Consider the following 18,836-nt stretch of genomic DNA (forward strand, 5'->3'; position numbering starts at 1 on the left):
ATCGTATGAGTGCACCCGTCCGCCTGACGGTCATGGGAGCGGGTCTCATCGGCAAGCGACACATTGAACATATTCTCGCGCGGCCGGAGGCGGTCTTATCGTCAATCGTCGATCCGATGCCGGTTGCACGGGAGTTGGCGGTATCGCTCAAGGTGGACTGGTTTTCGTCCGTTCAGGACATGATCTCTGAAAACCGGCCGGAGGGGGTGGTTGTCGCCACCCCCAACCAGATGCACGTGGCCAACGGCATGGATTGTATCGCTGCGGGCATCCCGGCGCTGATCGAGAAGCCGTTAGCGGATGATATCGTGGCGGCACAGACGTTGGTCGAAGCCTCCGAGCGGGCGGGCGTGCCGCTGCTAACCGGCCACCACCGTCGCCACAACCCGATGATCCAGCGCGCCAAGGCGGAGATCGACAGCGGCCGGCTCGGTCAGATCGTGTCAGTGCATGGCATGTTCTGGCTGATCAAGCCGGACGATTATTTTGAAGTGCCCTGGCGCCGCGAGAAAGGAGCGGGTCCCGCTTTCGTGAATCTCATCCACGATGTCGACCTGCTGCGGTACCTGTGCGGGGATATCGTGGCGGTACAGGCTGCCCAATCCAATCGGCTGCGTGGAAATGCGGTCGAAGAGACCGCGGTGATCATCCTGCACTTCGCGTCCGGCGCGCTGGGAACGGTCAATGTCTCCGATACCATCCAGTCGCCTTGGAGCTGGGAATTCACCACCGGAGAGGATCCGGCCTACAGCCATACGCTGGAGACCTGCTACCAGATCGGCGGCACGAGGGCATCGCTGGCCATTCCGCAACTCGATCTGTGGCATCACCCGAGCAAGGCCAGCTGGTGGGCGCCGATCGAGCGCGAGCGGCTGAGGTTCGAGAAAGAAGACCCGCTTGGCCTGCAGATCGCAAATTTCTGTGGCGTTATCCGCGGCACGGCCACGCCTGTGGTGAGCGGGCGCGAAGGGCTAAAAACGCTCAGGGTGATCGACGCGGTCAAGCGCGCAGCGGAAACCGGAGATCTCGTGTCGTTTTGACTCTGGTAAGCACAGGTGTCTACGCTGAAGTATCGATATTTTATTTGGCGAACCATCAAGGTGCCGCTGATAGACAATGCTGGGAGCACTATGATCCTGCGACGAAGGCCCGTTTTCGGCCGGATAAACCCAGTGGTGCGATCGGTAAGTCATTGATTGTTCTCTACCCGTCGCTATCTCTTAATCAGCGGGTCCCAGGTTCGAGCCCTGGTGCGCCCACCAAATAAATCAAGACCTTAGCAAGAGAAACCGTTTGAGACCGACGGACTAAAACGGTTTTTCAAACGGTGATCTTGACGGCCAGCCGGCGAGTCCACTCTCGGCATTGTGATCTACTCTGTCCGTCTCGACGGAGGCCAAGGCGACTCGAAGGCCGTCCGGCAGAACCACTTCCTTGATGTTGTATGTAGATCAGAGCCGCCCGACATAGCCCGCATTTTTCCACTTCTGTTCAATTTCATCAGCGACGCATTGGGCAGCTGCGCAGCGCCTCCACCGAAATAGTGCTTGAAGTCGATGTGAACTCTTATGTTGTCTGGCCAATAAGCCGCCATGCGGTCATAGAGGAGAACCGATCCGGTCTCGAAGCGCCGATAGACCGATTTGTGCATCGGCGATTTTGATTCCGCCATTCGGAGGTTCGATCTCTCCCGCCGCAGCCAAGCAGTCACTCAATTATAGAGAGTGGGACCGTATTGGCTGAAAGTGCCGCATTTTACGGGATTTTTGTGCGGCTCTCTAAAGTCTCTGCTCCTCTGAAACCGGCAACCTTGGCGAGAAGTCGTCGAAAGTCTCCAGCCCAAACCGCAGAAATTACCTTTTTCCGTGGAGACGATTGGCAGAGACCGGTTCGATCACCACTGGACAGTGGGGGTGGCAGTGAATTTTGACGGTTTCAAACCGCTCGACGACTATTGGCTCTGCGATGGCGATAGCTATTCTGCAGAAGCGGAAAACGGAACTCGAAATTGCTAAACGGCTCTGTCGAACGATTGCTATCGCATGCGCGGCAGGGCTCACAGGGGACAGTGGTGATGCGACAGCGCGTTCGCTTTGAAAGCGAGTGCAATCACACCCTTTAAATTGATCACTTCTCTCTCCAGAGGCATACGTAGCCAAGCGCGCATTCACGCTTCGCAGTCGATAACCGCTCCGAGTGGGGGCAAGTGGGACGGTCGGTAAGGTTCATGAGCATACTGAACCAATCTCATTATATACTGTCGAGCCGCGGAAGCCCTTCCCACCAGCACCGATCGTGTCCCGTGGCGTGGTGTAGCTGGCGGCGGGTCACCGCGTTCGCCGGCTGGAGAGCCGGGCTGGTCAGCTGGCGATAGCCGTGATGCTGACGCTCGGATCATCGCTCAACGGCGCGATGGTTTCCAGTGCCATGTAGCGGGCACGCTGGACGGCCCATTCATCATTCTGTTCGAGCAGGATCGCGCCGATGAGGCGAGTGATGGCGTCATCGTTGGGGAAGATGCCGACCACCTCGGTCCGCCGTTTGATCTCGCCGTTGAGACGCTCGATCGGGTTGGTCGAGTGCAGCTTGGTCCGATGCTGTGCGGAAAGGTCATGTAGGCGAGCACATCGGTCTCGGCCTCGTCGAGGAAGCCGGCAAGTTTGGGCAGCTTGGGGCGGAGCTGGTCGGCGACCTTGCGCCACTGGGTTCGCGCGGCCTCGGCGTCGTCCTGGGCAAACGCTGTGGCGATGAAGGCGGAGACGACGCGCCGCCCGCTCTTGCCGGCATGCGCCAGCGCGTTGCGCATGAAGTGGACGCGGCAACGCTGCCAGCTGGCATCGAGCACCTTGGCCACGGTGGGCTTGATGCCTTCGTGGGCGTCGGACACGACCAGCTTGACGCCGCGCAGGCCGCGGCGGGCGAGCTGGCGCAGGAACGCCGTCCAGAACGTCTCGGCCTCGGAAGGGCCGATGCCAATGCGGAGGACCTCGCGTCGGCCGTCGCTATTGACGCCAACCGCGACAATCACCGCGACTGAGACGATGCGGCCATTCTGGCGCACCTTCACGTAGGTGGCGTCGATCCACAGATACGGCCAGTCGCCCTCGATCGGACGGGCGAGGAAGGCCTTCACCTTGTCATCGATCTCGCCGCACAGCCGGCTGACCTCGCTCTTGGAGATGCCGGTCATGCCCATGGCCTGGACGAGGTCGTCCACCGAGCGGGTCGAGACGCCCTGCACATAGGCTTCCTGCACCACGGCGGTGAGCGCCTTCTCGGCCATGCGTCGCGGCTCCAGGAAGCCCGGGAAGTAGGAGCCTCGCGCAGCTTGGGAATGTGCAGCTCAACCGCGCCGGCGCGGGTCTCCCAGATCCGGTCGCGGTAGCCGTTGCGCTGGGCCAGGCGTTCGGGGCTCTTCTCTTCGTAGGCCGCCCCGGTCTGGCCTTCCACAGCTCCATCAGGCGCTGGGCGGCAAAGCCGATCATCTCGCGCAGCAGATCGGCGTCGGGGGTCTTCTCTACGAGCGTGCGCAGGTTCATCATGTCTTCGGTCATCGGTGGTTCCTCGGTTGCGTTGGCGTGTCGCAACCCGATCCTACCGGAGAACTGCCGGTGACCACCGCAAAGCTGCCCGCCCGCGACGGCGCTATTTGAAGGCGCGCATCCGGGCGGCTTTGCTCTACCGAGCTACACCACCACCGGGGACACGACCCCAGCAACTAGTAAGTGCTGGCAATATTTCAGAATTATAAGTAGCGTCGCGGCAAGAAAAATCGCGATGGCCGCCCGGGCAACGCAAGTTAAAAATGGGGAGATTCAAATGCTTTTGCTGAAAGCCGCAGTTGCAGCCGGTCTAGTCATCACAGCTTTTACGGGCGCTGCGCTTGCGCAGAGCAAGCCGCCGGAAATCAAGATCGGTATCACCACTTTCCTGTCGGGACCGGCTTCCGTATTCGGCGTACCGGCAAAGGCCGCGGCCGAGATGATTGCAGAAGACCTCAACAAGAAGGGCGGAATCGGCGGTGTACCGGTAAAACTGTCTTTCATCGATGAAGGCGCCGGCGGCGAGGCATTGGTCTCGAACTACCGGCGCATGGTGCAAGACGAAAAGGTCGACGTGACTTTCGCCTCCATCTCCTCGGGCAGCTGCAATCAGCTTGTCCCGGTCGCCGAAGACCTCAAAGTCATGAACTTTATGTGGGATTGCGGTGCGGCTTCTATTCTGGAGACGAAGAAATATCGCTACAATTTCCGCACGCAGGCTAACGGCACGCCGGAGATGCTGGCGGTGCTCGTCTATCTCCTTAAGACAAAGCCCGACTTCAAGACCATCGCGGTCGTCAATCAGGACTACGCGTGGGGCCGCGAAAGCTGGGAGATCTTCTCCACCGCATTGAAGGCGCTGAAGCCCGACGTTCAGGTGTTGGCGGAGCTTTTTCCGAAGTTCGGTGCGCCGGACTATTCCACCGAAGTTTCGCGCTTACTGGCATTGCGGCCGGATGTCGTTCTAACCACCTCCTGGGGCGGCGATCTCGACACGCTGGTCCGTCAGGCCGGTCAACGCGGCCTGCTGCAACAGTCGACCTTCGTGTTGGGCATCGGCGAATCCTCCATCCAGCGACTGGGCAAGGATCTGCCGGAAGGCCTGATCGTCGGCGCGCGTGGCGATCATTGGTTCCTGCATCCTGAAAAGAAGAACGATCCGGCCTTCAAGGCGTTTGCCGAGGCATTCAAGGCAAAGACCGGCGCCTGGCCGATTTACCCCGTCTACCACATGGCGCAGGCTTTCACGGCGCTGCAAGCTGCCTATGACAAGGCGATCAAGGCCAATGGCGGCAACTGGCCGACACGGGAGCAGGTCGTAGACGCAACCTCCGGCACCGAGTTCGCGACCGGTTTCGGCCGGCCGATCACGCTGAGGCCCGAGGACAACCAAGGTCTGGAAGCGCAGCTCGTCGGCGTCACCAAGTCTTTCCCGGGCTATGACTTCAAACTGCTCGACAACATGATGATCTTTGATCCGAAGGTGATCACCAATCCGGCGGGCGTGCGCTCGGTCGAGTGGCTGAAGACGCTCAAGCCGGAATTCGTTAAAATGGACGTTCCGACCTTCAAGCAGTAGGCCAGATCATCGTCCTCCGGGCAAAAACCGCAGGACGGCTTTCCTGAAGGTCTCCATGAATTCGACTCTCGCCATATTGGCCGTCCTTGACGGGATCAGTTACGCCGCCTTGGTGTTCCTGGTTTCCGTCGGGCTGAGCCTGATTTTCGGTGTGCTTCGCGTGGTGAATGTCGCGCACGGGTCGCTTTATGCCTTTGGCGCCTATCTCGCCGCGACGTTGAGCCTCGTGATTGCGCAGGTGTCGCCGTGGCTTACCTATCCCGCATTGCTGGTTGCCTCCATCGTCATAGGGTTTGTGTGCGGCGGTTTCATCGAGCGCTTCCTGTTGCGGCCGCTTTACGGACGAGACGACGTGTTGCAGCTCCTGATCACCTTCGCGGCCTTCATGATCATGGACAATCTGCAGCGTCTGATCTGGGGCGTGCAGCCCATCTTCGCTGCTGAGCCCTTGAAGCTGTTGCCGAACATCAGCGTATTCGGCGTGAACTATACGTCCTACCAGGTCGTCCTGCTTCCAGGCGTGGCAGTCGCGACGCTGTTCGGACTGCGTTACTTCTTGCGGAAAACTCTTGCGGGAGCCGTGATTCTAGCAGTAACCGAGGATCGGGAGGCGTCAACCGCCATCGGCATCGACGCCCAACGCGTCTACTCTATTACGTTCATCATCGGGGCGAGCCTGGCGGCGCTCGGCGGCGCGCTTGCTTCGCCGACCACGTCGCTGGTGCCCGGCATGGGCGCGGACATGATCGTGCTCTCGTTCGCGGTGGCAGCCACTGCGGGTCTGGGGCAGATCGAGGGCACCGCCCTTACGGCCCTTATGATCGGTTTGACGCGCGCCTTCGTCATCTATCTGCAGCCGGAGTTCGAAGTTCTCGTACCCTATCTGCTGATGGTACTGGTGCTTCTGGTGCGTCCGTTCGGACTGTTCGGTACGGTGCAGATGAGAAAAATCTGATGGCGGGCCGTATCAAGCCGATCACGGCAGTCGCAATCATCTTGTTTCTGGCCAGCGCGGTACTGCCGCTCTTCGTCGCGAGCTGGGCGACGTTATTCGCGCTCATCCTCGCCAAGGGCATCGTGGTGCTCGGCATCGTCCTGTTGCTGCAGGCGGGACAAGTATCGTTCGGACACGCGATGTTCTTCGCCACCGGCGCCTATACCGCGGCGTTCTGGGGCAAGTACATCGGCGGCGGCGATATCCTGATCTTTCTCGCGCTGGGAGGCATAACCTCTACCGTTTTTGGCCTGATCGTCGGCCTGTTCGTGGTTCGCTACAGGGAAATTTTCTTTGGAATGCTGAACCTGGCATTCTCCATGGTCTTGTGGTCGCTGCTCGAGAAAATGTTCCACTACACTAACGGCGCGGACGGCATCCGGGTCGCCCGTCCTGGCTTGTTTGGATTTTCGTTCACGCCGGAGACGTTCCAATACGTTATTCTCTACGTGAGCCTTTTGGTCGCGATTGCTGCCTTCTACGGCGTGCAACGCTATCTCGACAGCCCGCTCGGTCACATGTTGCGGGCAATGAAATCTAACGAAACCAGGCTCGAATATCTTGGCATGTCGGCGCGGCGCGTGCTGCTCATCGGCTACGTGTTCTCCGCATTTCTCGGCGGCATAGGCGGCACTCTGGTATCGATCATTCAGCAGATCGCGACCCCCGAATTCGGCTTCTGGACCAAGTCCGGCGAGTTCGTGTTCATCGCGATCCTCGGTGGCAGCGCCCATGCTTTCGGTGCGTTTGCAGGCGCGGCGATGTTCGAATGCGTACGGTTCTATGCCGCGGCGCATCTGGCGGATTCTTGGCAGCTCATTCTCGGCGTCGTGCTGGTCGTCATCATTCTTTACGCGCCGAACGGCCTTATCGGCCTCCGCCAGCGCTACGGTCAATCCGGGCGGGGAGGGCATTAATGGCCAACGTCCTGCTTTCTGCCAAGAACATCAAGATCCGGTTCGGCGGCGTCATCGCCGCCGATGGCATCGACCTCGACGTCCTGGAAGGCGAAAACCTTGCCATCATCGGGCCGAACGGGGCCGGCAAGACGACGTTCCTCAACATCTCGACCGGTTATCTTCGGCCGCAAGCCGGCACCGTTACCTTTCTCGGCCACGACATCACCGCGCAGCTGCCACGTACGATCACCAGGCTCGGCATTGCCCGCGCCTTCCAGATACCACAGCTGTTCCTCGACCAGACCGTGATGGAGAACATGTTGATCGCGGCCGCCTCCCTGCGAGGCCGTCCGTCTGGTTTCCAGGCTCTTTCTCTCATGCCGGAAGTGCCGGAAATGAAGCGGCTGCTGGATCTCGTCGGTGTCAAATCGTATGCGGAACGAACGGCGCGCGAACTGCCCGAAGGGCAACGCAAGCTGGTCGATATTGCACTCGCGCTCGCGCTGAAGCCAAAGCTCCTCCTGATGGATGAGCCGACTTCGGGCGTCGCGTCATCAGAGAAACTCACCATCATGGACATTCTAACCACGGCGCTGGCAAAGGAGAAAGTCACCTCGGTCTTCGTCGAGCACGACATGGATATGGTGGAGCGCTATGCCAACCGCGTCGCCGTGTGGAATGTCGGCAAGATCCAGATGGTTGGGACGCCGGCTGAGGTTCTGGCGGACCCGAAGGTCCGGGAACAGGTGATCGGGATATGACACCGATGCTGAGTTTCGAGAATGTCAACGTCGCGATTGCTGACGCGCCTGTGTTGCGAAATGTGAGTTTCTCGCTGCTGCCGGGTGTGAGCGCAGCGCTTATCGGGCGAAACGGCGCCGGCAAGACCACGACCGTGCGCACTATCATGGGCTTCACAAAAGCGAGCGGCACCGTTCGTCTGGGCGGCGAAGATCTTGGAGCGATCGCGCCGCATCGCCGGCCGTCGCTGGGTCTTGGCTACGCGCCTGAGGACCGGCGTCTGTTTTCCGCCTTCACCGTCGAAGAAAATATTTTGCTTCCCGGTCGTGTCGCCAAGCTGAATCCGGACGAGACGCGGCGGCGGCTAGAGCGAGCGTATTCGGTGCTGCCGGAACTCAAAGAGCTTGCCAAACGTCCGGCGGGATCGGTCTCGGGCGGCCAAGGCAAGATGGTGGCGCTTGGGAGGGCGCTTATGCTTGGTACCCGGCTGCTTATCCTGGATGAGCCATTTCAGGGTCTCGCGCCTGTGTTAGCGCAGCGATATGCGGAAGCACTCCGGCGGCTTCGTTTGCAGGATAAGGACATTACGCTGCTGATCACCGAGTCGAATCCAAAGCTGCTCGAAACCTTTGCCGACGTGACGCTCACCATTGAAAGAGGTGAGATCGAGGCCCGCCAAGCTAATTGAAGACGCGGTGGAGGAGCCGCCGGCCTAAGCAGACCTCGGCGGTTTACCGATTCAGCGTCCGCTCTGCCACGTGATCGTGGCACTCTGTTTCGACCGTTCCTCGTAATCGTCGCGATTCAGATCGTCCGTCGTTGGATTTCGGGCACGTCGGCTTAGTGCAGGTGTTTTAGTTTGTCCGCAGGGGCTGGCCGTCACATAGTCGCGGCCCGCTTCAGCCGCCCAGTTGAACAACCCCGAGGCGGCCTTGCGCATATGACGTGCGTTGCTGACGGAGGGCTTGCCGAACTTGCCCGCGACGATGTCATTCGAGAGTGTCGCGATGTCATGCTTCGTCACCCGGCGCTGACGCACCATGAATTCATGGAAATGGTCGAGATTATCCGCGCTCTCGGCAATTCGTATCGCCTGGCTGCACTGGAGCCAGGAAGCGGCTTTCTCTACGGACGCTTCACCTTCAATTTCTGCCGGGTCGTTGTGTCGTGTGTCGCGCGGTAGGCGGCACTTCGGTGGCGCCCGGGTGTCGAGCATCTACGGCAGCGACCGTTTGCTGTGCGTGCCCATTATGGTTCAACCCGTGCAGACCATCGTGCGAGGCCCATGAACTGCCTCACGCGAAGGATCGGATCAGATATCGCAGGTCTGGTTGGTGTGGGGAAAGACGGTAGCACCTTAGTGACTCGAACCCCCGACAGATCACCGCATAATCTAATACGCTTACCCTCGCAGGCCTCGGCTGCTCCGCCGCAAGTCCAAGATCCCACTGACGCGCCGAGCGCCGTTATCCCTCGCCGCCGCCGCAACGAAACGCAACGAATTGGGTGAAACTAGCGTGAACAAAACGGGACGGAAGCACCTGCCGATGAGAGAAAGATCAACAACTTAGAAGATGTTCACTGCGTTCGGGACGCAGGGGTCGCAGGTACAGAAGGCGCCGCCGAGCAATTTACATTTCGTCTGTAACCTGTTGATTTCGATAGTGCTGTTGTGACGGCGTTTTATAGCTAAGTAGCTGAAAGTTCTTGTGAAAGATGAGACTCTTAATCTGCGGGTCCCAGGTTCGAGCCCTGGTGCGCCCACCAAGCATAAGCCCTCTTCTTCAAGAACTGACGAGAAGGGTCGCTGAGAACAAAACGGGTCTCGCGCGACGTTTTGTTGTCGGAGGTTTTGCGGTCGGATTGCTGCGCGACTTTCCTTTATTTCTGCCCCGTCGCCGCAGGGGACCGTTGCTGCAAAATCGGTTGGTATCGTCACAGGATGCTGCCCAACGGGCTAGATGACCCCGTCTTTGCGCATTCGTTCCAGCTCGGGCTCCTAGAGCCCGAGAAGATCACCGAGTATCTCTCGGTTTCGTGCCTCGATAGCTTCGCCAACCAGAGAATTTCTCCAAGGCGTCGCGGCCCCGTGCGCATTCGCTTGTTCGCCGGGGCAGGTGATCGGGGAGCGACGTCAAGGCGCTGCCGGGGGGCGTCGCCGCGGTCGATGTCGACGCGGCCACAGGGCCAACCGGGATCGTTACCCGCGAAGAGCTCCAGTGCGAGTCCGATCGCGCAGCCGGCATCGTCCGCAAGGCCGGGCCGCGCCCTGACAGTGCCTTGGGCGCGGCGGCGGACGTGGTCGAAACTGCAACCGGTATTCTGCCGGCTAGCCGATCATTGAAGGCCAGCACTTGGTCGCGAAGCGATCATCTCGCCTCCGGCTTTGATGACGGCTGTCAGTGTCACGCATCCTGCGGCGCGGCTGCTCCAGCGGTCCGCCGCCGTGCCGGCAGGAAACACCCGGCAATCGCGCCGCCCAGCGACAGCGTTGCGGCAAGGCTCATCGCCGCGGCGAATCCGCTCTCGAAATGAGCGGCCGAATCGACCCCGCCATGCGCCGAGAAGTTCGCCACCAGCGCGGCGACGCCGAACATGCCGCCGAGGAAGCGTCCCATGTTGAAGATGCCGGACGCCTTGCCCATTTCGGCCACCGCGACCGAGCTCAGGATGGCGTTCTGTGCTGCCGGCATCGCCATCGAGACGCCGACGCCGGCCAGCACCAGCGGCGCGACCAGGGCGGAGTAGGTAACCGCAGAGCTCACGAGCTCCGCGATCCACCCAAGTCCGATCGCCTGCATCAGCAATCCCGTCACCACTAGCGGCCGCTCGCCGAACCTGTTGACGACCGCGCCGGCGATCGGGGCGGTGACGAACAGCGTCGCGGTCCAGGGCAGCAGGCGAAGTCCGGCGCCGAAGGCGTCGAAGCCCAGCGCGGTCTGGAGGAACTGCGGCAGCAGGAACAAGACGCCGTACATCGCGGCGTAGAACAGCACGCTGGCGGACATGCCGGAGGCAAGCGCCCGCGATGCAAACAGCCGCATCGGCACCATTGGCGCGGTCGCGCGCAATTCCCAGAGAACGAAGCCGGCTGTGAACACCAGGCCTGCCATCAGCGCGGCCATGATTTCGGCGCTCGCCCAACCCACGGCGTTGCCGCGCAACAGACTCCACACCCACGCCAGCGCCGCAAGCGCGACAAGCGCCAGTCCGGGGATGTCCAATGCGGCGGCCGGGCCGAAGCTTTCGCGCAAGCGTGCCAGTACCAGGGCGATCGCGATCAGGCCGATCGGCAGGTTGATCCAGAACACCCAGCGCCAGCCGAAATGTTCGGTAATGAAGCCGCCGATGGCGGGGCCGATGATCAGCGCGCAGCCGGTGATGCTGGCGAAAATGCCGAGCGCGCGGGCGCGCTCCTCGCGGCCGAACGTGCCGCTCAGGATCGCCATTGCCAGCGGCATCACCAGCGCGGCGCCGGCGCCCTGCAGCGCGCGGGCGGCGATCAGAGCGGTGGCATTGCCTGCGAGCGCACAGGCCGCCGATGCAACGACGAACATGGCGAGCCCGGCCGCGAACATCCGGCGGCGACCGAAGCGGTCGCCGAGTGCGGCGCCGGTCAGGAGCAGCACGGCAAAGGTCAGATTGAAGGCGTTGACGGTCCATTGCAGCGTCTCGACCGGGCTGCCGAATTCGGCGCGGATGGTCGCGAATGCTGTCGTGATGATCATGGCATCGAGCGCCATCATGAAGGATGCCAGCGCGGTGACGCCGAGCACCCAGTTCTGCGCGGCGCGATTGATCGGGGTCTGCATCGCCCTGTCTCCGTGTGTCGCGCCAGCCTGTCGCGGCGCGTTCTGCGGGCTAGACGAGGGCTGAGCGGCAAAGGATGCGCCCAATAATAATTTGTTCCGGGCCGCATCCATCGCCTGCCGGCAAACGTCCTAGGGGTGATGCGGCCATTTGCCCGATTTTGAGCGAACCAGGTCGCGACATCAGCAAGGAGCGCGCGATGAGAAGGACGTTGATCAGGTACAAGGCCAGGCCGGAGCTGGCCGATCGGAATGCCGAGCTGGTTTCGGCCGTATTTGCCGAATTGAAGGCGGCCGGCCCGGACGGCGTGCGCTACCTGACGCTACGGCTGGAGGACGACACCTTCATCCATCTTGTCGAGGCCGCGGCCGAAAACGGCTCGAGCCCGATTCCGAAACTCAAGGCATTTCAGACGTTCCAGGACGGCATCCGCGACCGCTGCACGGAGCCGCCGCTGGTTCGTGATGTGAGGATCGTCGGCAACTATCGTATGCTGGACGAGTCCTGAACAAGCGAAGCGGAGGAGCAATGGCGCCAGACCCGCTGGCCACCATCGATACCGAGGCCCTGCTGGCGCGGATGCGGCCGAAACTGCATCGCTACTGCGCCCGCATGGTCGGCTCGGTCATCGACGGTGAGGATGTGTTGCAGGATGCGCTGATCAAGGCGATGGAAGCGCTGCAATCGGTCACGCCCGTCAATACGGAGGGCTGGCTGTTTCGCATCGCGCATAACACCGCGCTGGATTTCCTGCGTCGCCGCAACCGGCAGGAGGCGCTGCACTCGGCTGAGGAGGTGGAGATGATTGCCGACCAGCTCGATGATGTGGAAAGCCGCCAGATCGCCGCGACCAGCCTTCGCACCTTCATGCGGCTGCCGGTGGCGCAGCGCTCCAGCGTGATCCTGATGGACGTGCTCGGCTGCTCGCTTGCCGAGGTCTGCGACATCATGGATTTCAGCCTGCCGGCGGTGAAGGCCGCGCTGCATCGCGGACGCACGCAGCTGCGGGAGTTCGCCGGAGAGCCCGACGATGTGCCGCAGCCGGGCCTGTCGGAAGCAGATCGCACGCGACTCAACGCCTATGTCGGCCATTTCAATGCCCGCGACTTCGACGCGATCCGCGCCATGATCGCCGACGACGTCAGGCTCGAGCTCGTCAACCGTACCAGGCTGAAAGGCAAGGCCGAGGTGTCGAACTATTTCGGCAATTATTCGAAGAACAGCGACTGGCACCTGGTGACGGGGCAGGTCGAGGGACGTCCCGCGATCCTCGTGTTCGATCCGAATAAGCCGGCCGGGCGGGCGAAATATTTCATGCTTCTCGACTGGTCCGCCGGCAAGCTCGCCACCATCAGGGATTTTCGTCACGCAGCCTATGTTATTGATGGTGCGGAGTGCGTGGTGGATAGAGGGTGAACTCGCCTTCTCCATCGGAGCAGGCGCGTCGCTTGACTAGAGGGCCGTGGCAGGTTGAATGGGAGGACTGCCCGTCGGGCAAAACACCCGCCATCCCGTCAACCCCTCTCCACAAATATATCCCGCTTTACCGAAATTCGGAAACGGCGTATATGTTGGCCATCCCGGCTCATCCTTGAGGGGCGATCTTGTGGTCGTCATGTTCGCGAGCCGGGCTTGCGGTGGACGCGGTAGCGTTCGGGTGCGAGAGGCCAAGGGCAGGGCGGATTGCTCTCCGTGAGCCCAAGGCTGCGTTCCGACGAGCGGCGCTGCTAGGCTTCGTCTCGTCTGTAAGTTTCCGGCTCGGTCGACAGGGCTGGGAAAACTGCGGCGAAATGGCGGGCCGTGCGTACGGCAAAACCGTGTGGTCCTGGCCGTCGTTGCTACGGTCAAGCTCTTGCGGATGCGGCATCTGCGTCAACCGGCGCGGTGCCGGTGACTTTCGCAGGGGTGAGGGAGGCCAGCAGGAACTCGGCTCCCGGGAGAGCACGGCATAAGCCGTCCAACCATCGCGCAGGGAAGGCCGAGTGATTGGCTACACCTGTATGCTGCTGTGCGGTTTTCCTGCGTGTGCTTTTCGCGCAGCGGACCGCGGGTGCCAGCCGGCACCCGGCCTTCCCTGCGCCCTCTTGGACAAGAGGGTGAAGCGACGAAGCAAAGCTCGGGCGGAATCAGCCGCGAGAATGCGAAGCTGCGCGGTTCGCCATCACGCATGCCGAACTACAGTCGCAACCAGGAGGACGAGGACCGCGAAAACGACAATCTCCATGGCATGCGAACGATTGGCCGACGACGGAGGTTCCCCGATTTCACGAGCAATGCCGAGCAGGAGTCCGCAAGGTCGCGCACAGCAGGCCCAAGACATCGCCAAGCTGGCAGTGGCCAGGCAGCGAAATTTTAAGATCATTAACAATGTTGAATCCCTGGCCGGAGCGATTGCCCTACCGTGAACCTTTCCGCCGGGGCTTTCCATGATCGATACCGCGACCAAGGCGTTGTTGCGCACCGTTCTGGACGAGGTGTGTGAAGCTGTTCCACGCTGTGAGATCGGCGCCAGGACTCGCGTAGCCTCGAAGCTTCTGGAGACTGCAAGCAGGGGCGACATCTCTGCGGATCGTCTCAAACTAGCGGCCCGCAATGCCCTTTCAGAAGTCCCGACGATGTGATGATGGTCATGTGGGGGCAGGGGTGAATTTCCACGTGACGGTCCTCAAGATCCTGGTGAGCTACCCGGATGGGTTCGCCGCCATGGAGGATCTCAAGCGGGATATGGCCATTCTGGCGACCAGCGGTCGCGACTGGACCGAGCGCACCCGGCGGCTCGCCGGGCGGGTGCCGGGGCTGGACATCTTTTCGCAAGGGCTGATCGACCGGACAAATGGCGGGTGGCGCATCACGGCCAAGGGCCGCGCCGTGCTCGGTCTGATGGAAGCTCGTCCGGACCAAGCGCCGATTGCCACCCAACAACCTCCCTCAGAACCAGAGCTTGGCCCGGCGGTCTCGCGGCACATTCCGGCGGAGAGGATCCGAGGACGACTCGCCGCGCGCCGTCGCCGACGCAATGCCCGCATGCAGGCTCGGGCGTCCTAGCGAGGAACGAGCGTCGCTCCCGAAGCTTGAGCAAACGCCTTGTGATGGAAGACGCTCATGCAAAGTTCCGACGCCACCTTGTCGACGGCCCGTTTGTCGCGAGCGACGGACGATATCTGGGTCGTGGACGATGCCCCGATCAGCGCTGCCGGTCTGAAACTTCCGGTGCGCATGACCGTCATTCGGCTCTCGAACGGCGATCTCGTGCTGCATTCGCCGGTGAGATATTCGCCGGCTCTCCGTGGTGAGCTGGAGCGGCTAGGGCCGATAAGGTACTTGCTCGCGCCGAATATCGCGCACTGGATGTTCCTGTCCGACTGGCAGAGAGAGCTGCCACAGGTGACGACTTTCGCGGCGCGCGGCCTTTCGGCGCGTCGGCAAGTTCGAGCAGCACGGATCCACATCGACCGCGAGCTTGGAGAGGCGACGCCTGAGGAATGGAGGGCCGACCTCGAAGCCGTCTCGGTGAACGCTCCGATGTTCTCCGAGATCGAGCTGTTCGACAAGCGCAGCCGGACACTGATCCTGACGGATCTGGTGCAAAATCTCGATCCCGATGATCTCAGCGCGTCAAACGAGGCCGCGGCAAACCTCCTCGGCATTTCCAAGCCAAACGGAACGGCGCCGGTCTATCTCCGACTGCTGCTGCGCCTCGGCGGCCGTTCCGTGCGGTCGGCAGCCGAGCGGCTCATACGGCTGTCGCCGGAGCGGGTGATCTTCGCGCATGGCGACTGGTTCGAAGCGGACGGAACCGAGCGTCTCCGGCGATCCCTGCACTGGCTGCTTCCGGCGGGCGGCTCCGGATCCGAGCCGCGGCAAATGACTGGCACGCGCGTCGTCATAACCGGTGCCTCGAGCGGAATCGGGCGTGCTGCGGCGCTGGCCTTCGCCGGAAAGGGCGCAAGCGTGGTCCTGGCGGCACGCCGTGCCGAAGTCCTGACGAGCCTCGCTGCAGAATGCGAGGCGCTCGGAGGCCGCGCATTGGCAATCCCGACCGATGTCACCGATGCCGAGGCGGTGCAGCGGCTGGCCCGAGAGGCGGAAGACGCGCTCGGTGGCATCGACGTCTGGATCAACAACGCCGGCACCGGCGTTTTCGGGGCCTATCAGGACGCGGATATCGCACTTCATCGCCGAACGATCGAGGTCAATCTCCTCGGCACGATGCATGGCGCTTTGGCGGTGCTTCCGATCTTCCTGCGCCAGAACCGCGGTATCTTGATCAACAACATCTCGCTCGGCGGCTGGGCTCCGACGCCTTTTGCTGCGGCCTACACAGCGAGCAAATTCGGCCTTCGGGGCTTCACCGCGAGCCTGCGTCAGGAGCTCAGGGCTCATCGCAACATCCATGTCTGCGGCGTCTTCCCGGCCATGGTCGACACGCCGGGCTTCGTCCACGGCGCCAACATGTCCGGCCGAACGCTCGATCCCGGTCCGCTGCTGTATCAGGCGGAGGACGTTGCCGAGACGTTCGTGAGCCTCGTTCGCGCACCCCAAGACGAGGTCGCCGTGGGCTGGCCGGCGCGTGCCGGCCAAATTGCCTACGCGATGGCTCCGCAGATTACCGAGAACATCCTGGGGGTAGCCTTCCGCTACCTGCTGTCGCGCGCGCGCCCGGCGAAGAGCAGCGAGGGCACCATGATCGAAGCTGGTCCGCAGGGCACGTCAATCGATGGCGGTTGGCTGTCACGCAAGCAGCTCCCACCTGCCGGGGTCATCAGTCAGGGGCTCGCGGCGCTGGGACTAGCTGCGGGCGTGGCTCTCCTGGCTTCAGCAGTTGCGCGTCGCGCTGGCAGATCGGGACAAGCCGTCGCCAAGCACAAGCATGTCCTGCCGAGGCAGATCACGGCAGCGCGTAGGCCCGCACGTAATCGCCGAGTTTAGTTCCGAACGAGCCGTGGCCGCCATCGACCGTGACGACATATTGCTTGCCGTTGGCCTCATAGGTCATCGGCGTCGACTGGCCGCCGGCAGGAAGGCGGTCCTGCCAAAGCCGTCTGCCATCGCGAACGTCGAACGCGCGGATGTAGTCATCCATCGTTCCCGTGATGAAGACGACGCCGCCCGCGGTGACGATCGGAGCGCCCAGCATGGGAACGCCGAGCTTGAATGGCAGCGGCAGCGGGGCCTGATCGCGGATCGTGCCGATGCGATGCTGCCAGACCACCTTGTGCGACTTGAGATCGATCGCGGCGATGTTGCCCCATGGCGGGGCAAGGCAGGGGATGCCGAGCGGTGAGAGGAAAATGCCGAGGTCGACGCCATAGGGGGCGCCGTACATCGGCTGCACGCCGAGCTCGGTTCCCGGCGGATGCGCCGCGTTCGGCGCTGCCGGATTGTCTTTCCCGCGCGGCACGAGACGCGAGACGAAGGGAATCGATTGAGGGTTCGCGATCGCGATCTGGCGTTGCGGATCGACGGCAATGCCGCCCCATTCGAACATGCCGAAGTCTCCTGGAAACACCAGCGTGCCTTGTTCAGACGGCGGCGTGAACGGCCCCTCATAGCGCAGGCGCTTGAACTTGATCCGGCAGGCGAGTTGGTCGAACATCGTGCTGCCCCACATCTGCGCGTCGGTCAGCATGCCGGGCGGGCGAAAGCTCAACTCCGAGAAGGGCTGGGTCGGCGACAGCCGGTCTCCCTTCGCGGCGCCCTGCGGCACCGGCTTCTCCGGTGCGGGCACCAGCTGACGCCCGTCGCGGCGGTCGAGCACGAAGATGTCGCCGGTCTTTGCCGGGATGTAGATCGCAGGCGTCACGCCGCCGTTAAGGCGCAAATCGACCAGACTGGGCTGCGACGGCATATCCATGTCCCAGAGATCGTGGTGCACGTTCTGGAACGACCAACGCAGTTTCCCGGTCATGAGATCGAGGGCAATCAATGCCGAATCGTAGCGCTCGTTCTCGGGCGAACGGCCGCCGCCCCAAATATCCGGAGAACTCGAGCCGAGCGGCACATAGACCAGTCCGAGCTTCTCGTCGACCGCGGAAATGCTCCACGAATTGGGTGAGCCGGCCGTGAAATGATGCGAGGCCGAGGGCATCTCGTTCGGATCGGAATTGCCGGCATCGAATGCCCAGATCAGCCGTCCTGAATAGATGTCGAAGCCGCGGATCACGCCCGACGGCACGCGATCGGAATAGTTGTCGATCACCGCTCCGCCGACGATCAGCAACTTGTCCGTGACGACGGGCGGCGAGGTGCCCTCGTAGAAGCCGAGTGTCTGGATCTCGCTGCCCTGCTTGAGATCGATCTGTCCCTGATTGCCAAAATCCTGGCAAGGCACGCCGCTCTGCGCATCGAGCGCGAACATCCGTCCGTCGTTGGTCGGTATGAAAATGCGCCCCGCACAATCGTTCGGGGCCGGCGTGCCGTCGGCAGTTATCGCGCCGGGTTTGGTCGCGTGATAGGACACGCCGCGGCAGGTCATGTGCTGGAAGGCCTTGTTGTGCTGCACCTGCGGATCGAACTTCCAGCGCAGTTTTCCGGTCGCGGCTTCGAGCGCGAACACGATCTGGTGCGGCGAGCAGGTGTAGAGCAGATCGCCCACCTTGAGCGGCGTCGCCTGGTTGGTGATCTCGTCGGGATCGTCCGGGCCCTTGTGATCGCCGGTGCGGAATTCCCAGGCGAGCTTGAGGTCCTTGACGTTGTCCTTGGTGATCTGGCTCAGCGACGAGAAGCGCGTACCGAAGCCGCTGCCGCCGTAGGCCGTCCAGTTCTGGCCGGCAGCGGGCTGCTCCGGTTCGGGAGACGCAATGGCCCCCGTTGTTTCGCCCTCAGGTATCGTGCCGGCAAGATCGCGGCGATCGCTCGTCAGGGACATGCCGACGACGATGGCTGCGGCGACCAACACAAGGCCAAGCGCCCATCGCGCCGCGCGCAAGCGAGGCCCCAGGCGGGAGGCAATGAAGGGCAGTATCAGCCACAGGCCAAGCGGCACGAGCACGTCGCCGCGCGGCGCCAGAGACCAGAAATCGAAGCCCGTTTCCCAGATCGCCCAGGCCATCGTTCCCGCCAGCAGCGCGGCATAGATCCAGAGCGCCTCGGCACGACGGCGCGCGAGCAGCCAACTCGTGAGCAGAAGCATGACGCCCGCGATCAGATAGTAGACGGAGCCACCGAGGGCCGCGAGCCAGGCACCGCCCGCGAGGAGGCCCAGTCCCATGATGGCGACGAGCACAATGGTGATGGCCAGCAATGGCGCGTCACGGAGCCAATTCATTGAA

General features: G+C 62.2%; 14 protein-coding genes and 1 pseudogene. 11 read left to right on the forward strand and 4 right to left on the reverse strand.

All coding sequences use genetic code 11. The annotated features are described in order from the left end of the window. The first annotated feature begins 5 nt into the window (after window positions 1-5). On the forward strand, window positions 6-1,040 hold the full coding sequence (locus tag ACIPUD_RS02320; RefSeq protein WP_085359168.1) for a Gfo/Idh/MocA family protein: 1,035 nt from the start codon (window positions 6-8) through the stop codon (window positions 1,038-1,040). 1,320 nt (window positions 1,041-2,360) lie between these two features. Here the strand turns inward: ACIPUD_RS02320 and ACIPUD_RS02325 are convergent. Beyond that, window positions 2,361-3,554, reverse strand: a pseudogene (locus tag ACIPUD_RS02325) (IS256 family transposase). Between the two features lie 265 nt (window positions 3,555-3,819). On the opposite strand from ACIPUD_RS02325, the gene ACIPUD_RS02330 reads away from it, so the two are divergent. Genes ACIPUD_RS02330 through ACIPUD_RS02350 form a run of 5 tightly spaced genes read left to right on the forward strand, consistent with a single transcriptional unit; the run spans window position 3,820 to window position 8,443 of the window. Further along, window positions 3,820-5,121 (forward strand): ABC transporter substrate-binding protein, encoded by a 1,302-nt coding sequence (locus ACIPUD_RS02330; RefSeq protein ID WP_018460419.1) that lies wholly within the window; start codon window positions 3,820-3,822, stop codon window positions 5,119-5,121. Window positions 5,122-5,176: 55 nt separating this feature from the next. Next, window positions 5,177-6,076: a branched-chain amino acid ABC transporter permease gene (locus tag ACIPUD_RS02335; protein WP_018460418.1), complete on the forward strand. Its 900-nt coding sequence runs from the start codon at window positions 5,177-5,179 to the stop codon at window positions 6,074-6,076. Continuing rightward, window positions 6,076-7,032: a branched-chain amino acid ABC transporter permease gene (locus ACIPUD_RS02340; protein ID WP_085359164.1), complete on the forward strand. Its 957-nt coding sequence runs from the start codon at window positions 6,076-6,078 to the stop codon at window positions 7,030-7,032. The genes ACIPUD_RS02335 and ACIPUD_RS02340 overlap by 1 nt, the downstream gene beginning before the upstream one ends. Next, a complete protein-coding gene (locus ACIPUD_RS02345) occupies window positions 7,032-7,775 on the forward strand; it encodes an ABC transporter ATP-binding protein (protein ID WP_018460416.1) in 744 nt (247 codons plus the stop codon). The genes ACIPUD_RS02340 and ACIPUD_RS02345 overlap by 1 nt, the downstream gene beginning before the upstream one ends. Next, entirely contained in the window at window positions 7,772-8,443 is a 672-nt protein-coding gene (locus ACIPUD_RS02350; RefSeq protein ID WP_018460415.1) for an ABC transporter ATP-binding protein, read from the forward strand. The genes ACIPUD_RS02345 and ACIPUD_RS02350 overlap by 4 nt, the downstream gene beginning before the upstream one ends. 51 nt (window positions 8,444-8,494) lie before the next feature. Here the strand turns inward: ACIPUD_RS02350 and ACIPUD_RS02355 are convergent, their stop codons facing one another. Together ACIPUD_RS02355 and ACIPUD_RS02360 are read right to left on the reverse strand one after the other, a co-directional pair. Continuing rightward, the gene (locus ACIPUD_RS02355) at window positions 8,495-8,971 is read right to left on the reverse strand and encodes a hypothetical protein (protein WP_231190480.1); all 477 of its coding nucleotides are present in this window, start codon (window positions 8,969-8,971) and stop codon (window positions 8,495-8,497) included. Window positions 8,972-10,160: 1,189 nt separating this feature from the next. After that, a complete protein-coding gene (locus tag ACIPUD_RS02360) occupies window positions 10,161-11,567 on the reverse strand; it encodes a DHA2 family efflux MFS transporter permease subunit (RefSeq protein ID WP_446480052.1) in 1,407 nt (468 codons plus the stop codon). 197 nt (window positions 11,568-11,764) lie between these two features. Between ACIPUD_RS02360 and ACIPUD_RS02365 the strand changes: the two genes are divergently transcribed. From ACIPUD_RS02365 to ACIPUD_RS02385, 5 genes are all read left to right on the forward strand, one after another. Continuing rightward, the gene (locus tag ACIPUD_RS02365; RefSeq protein ID WP_204511983.1) at window positions 11,765-12,073 is read left to right on the forward strand and encodes a hypothetical protein; all 309 of its coding nucleotides are present in this window, start codon (window positions 11,765-11,767) and stop codon (window positions 12,071-12,073) included. 20 nt (window positions 12,074-12,093) lie between these two features. Beyond that, complete coding sequence (locus ACIPUD_RS02370) at window positions 12,094-12,981, forward strand: sigma-70 family RNA polymerase sigma factor (RefSeq protein WP_018460410.1); 888 nt, start codon at window positions 12,094-12,096, stop codon at window positions 12,979-12,981. Window positions 12,982-13,991: 1,010 nt separating this feature from the next. Then, the gene (locus tag ACIPUD_RS02375) at window positions 13,992-14,186 is read left to right on the forward strand and encodes a hypothetical protein (protein WP_018460409.1); all 195 of its coding nucleotides are present in this window, start codon (window positions 13,992-13,994) and stop codon (window positions 14,184-14,186) included. A gap of 22 nt (window positions 14,187-14,208) precedes the next feature. After that, complete coding sequence (locus ACIPUD_RS02380; protein WP_377791641.1) at window positions 14,209-14,610, forward strand: hypothetical protein; 402 nt, start codon at window positions 14,209-14,211, stop codon at window positions 14,608-14,610. A gap of 57 nt (window positions 14,611-14,667) precedes the next feature. Continuing rightward, window positions 14,668-16,494, forward strand: coding sequence for an SDR family oxidoreductase (locus ACIPUD_RS02385; protein WP_446480053.1), 1,827 nt, complete (start codon window positions 14,668-14,670; stop codon window positions 16,492-16,494). Here ACIPUD_RS02385 and ACIPUD_RS02390 read toward each other — a convergent pair. Next, window positions 16,454-18,832 carry a glucose/quinate/shikimate family membrane-bound PQQ-dependent dehydrogenase gene (locus ACIPUD_RS02390; RefSeq protein ID WP_446480054.1) on the reverse strand — a complete coding sequence of 793 codons (2,379 nt, stop codon included), beginning with the start codon at window positions 18,830-18,832 and terminating at the stop codon, window positions 16,454-16,456. The genes ACIPUD_RS02385 and ACIPUD_RS02390 overlap by 41 nt on opposite strands. Window positions 18,833-18,836 lie beyond the last annotated feature (4 nt).

This window comes from Bradyrhizobium sp. CAR08 (assembly GCF_052871955.1).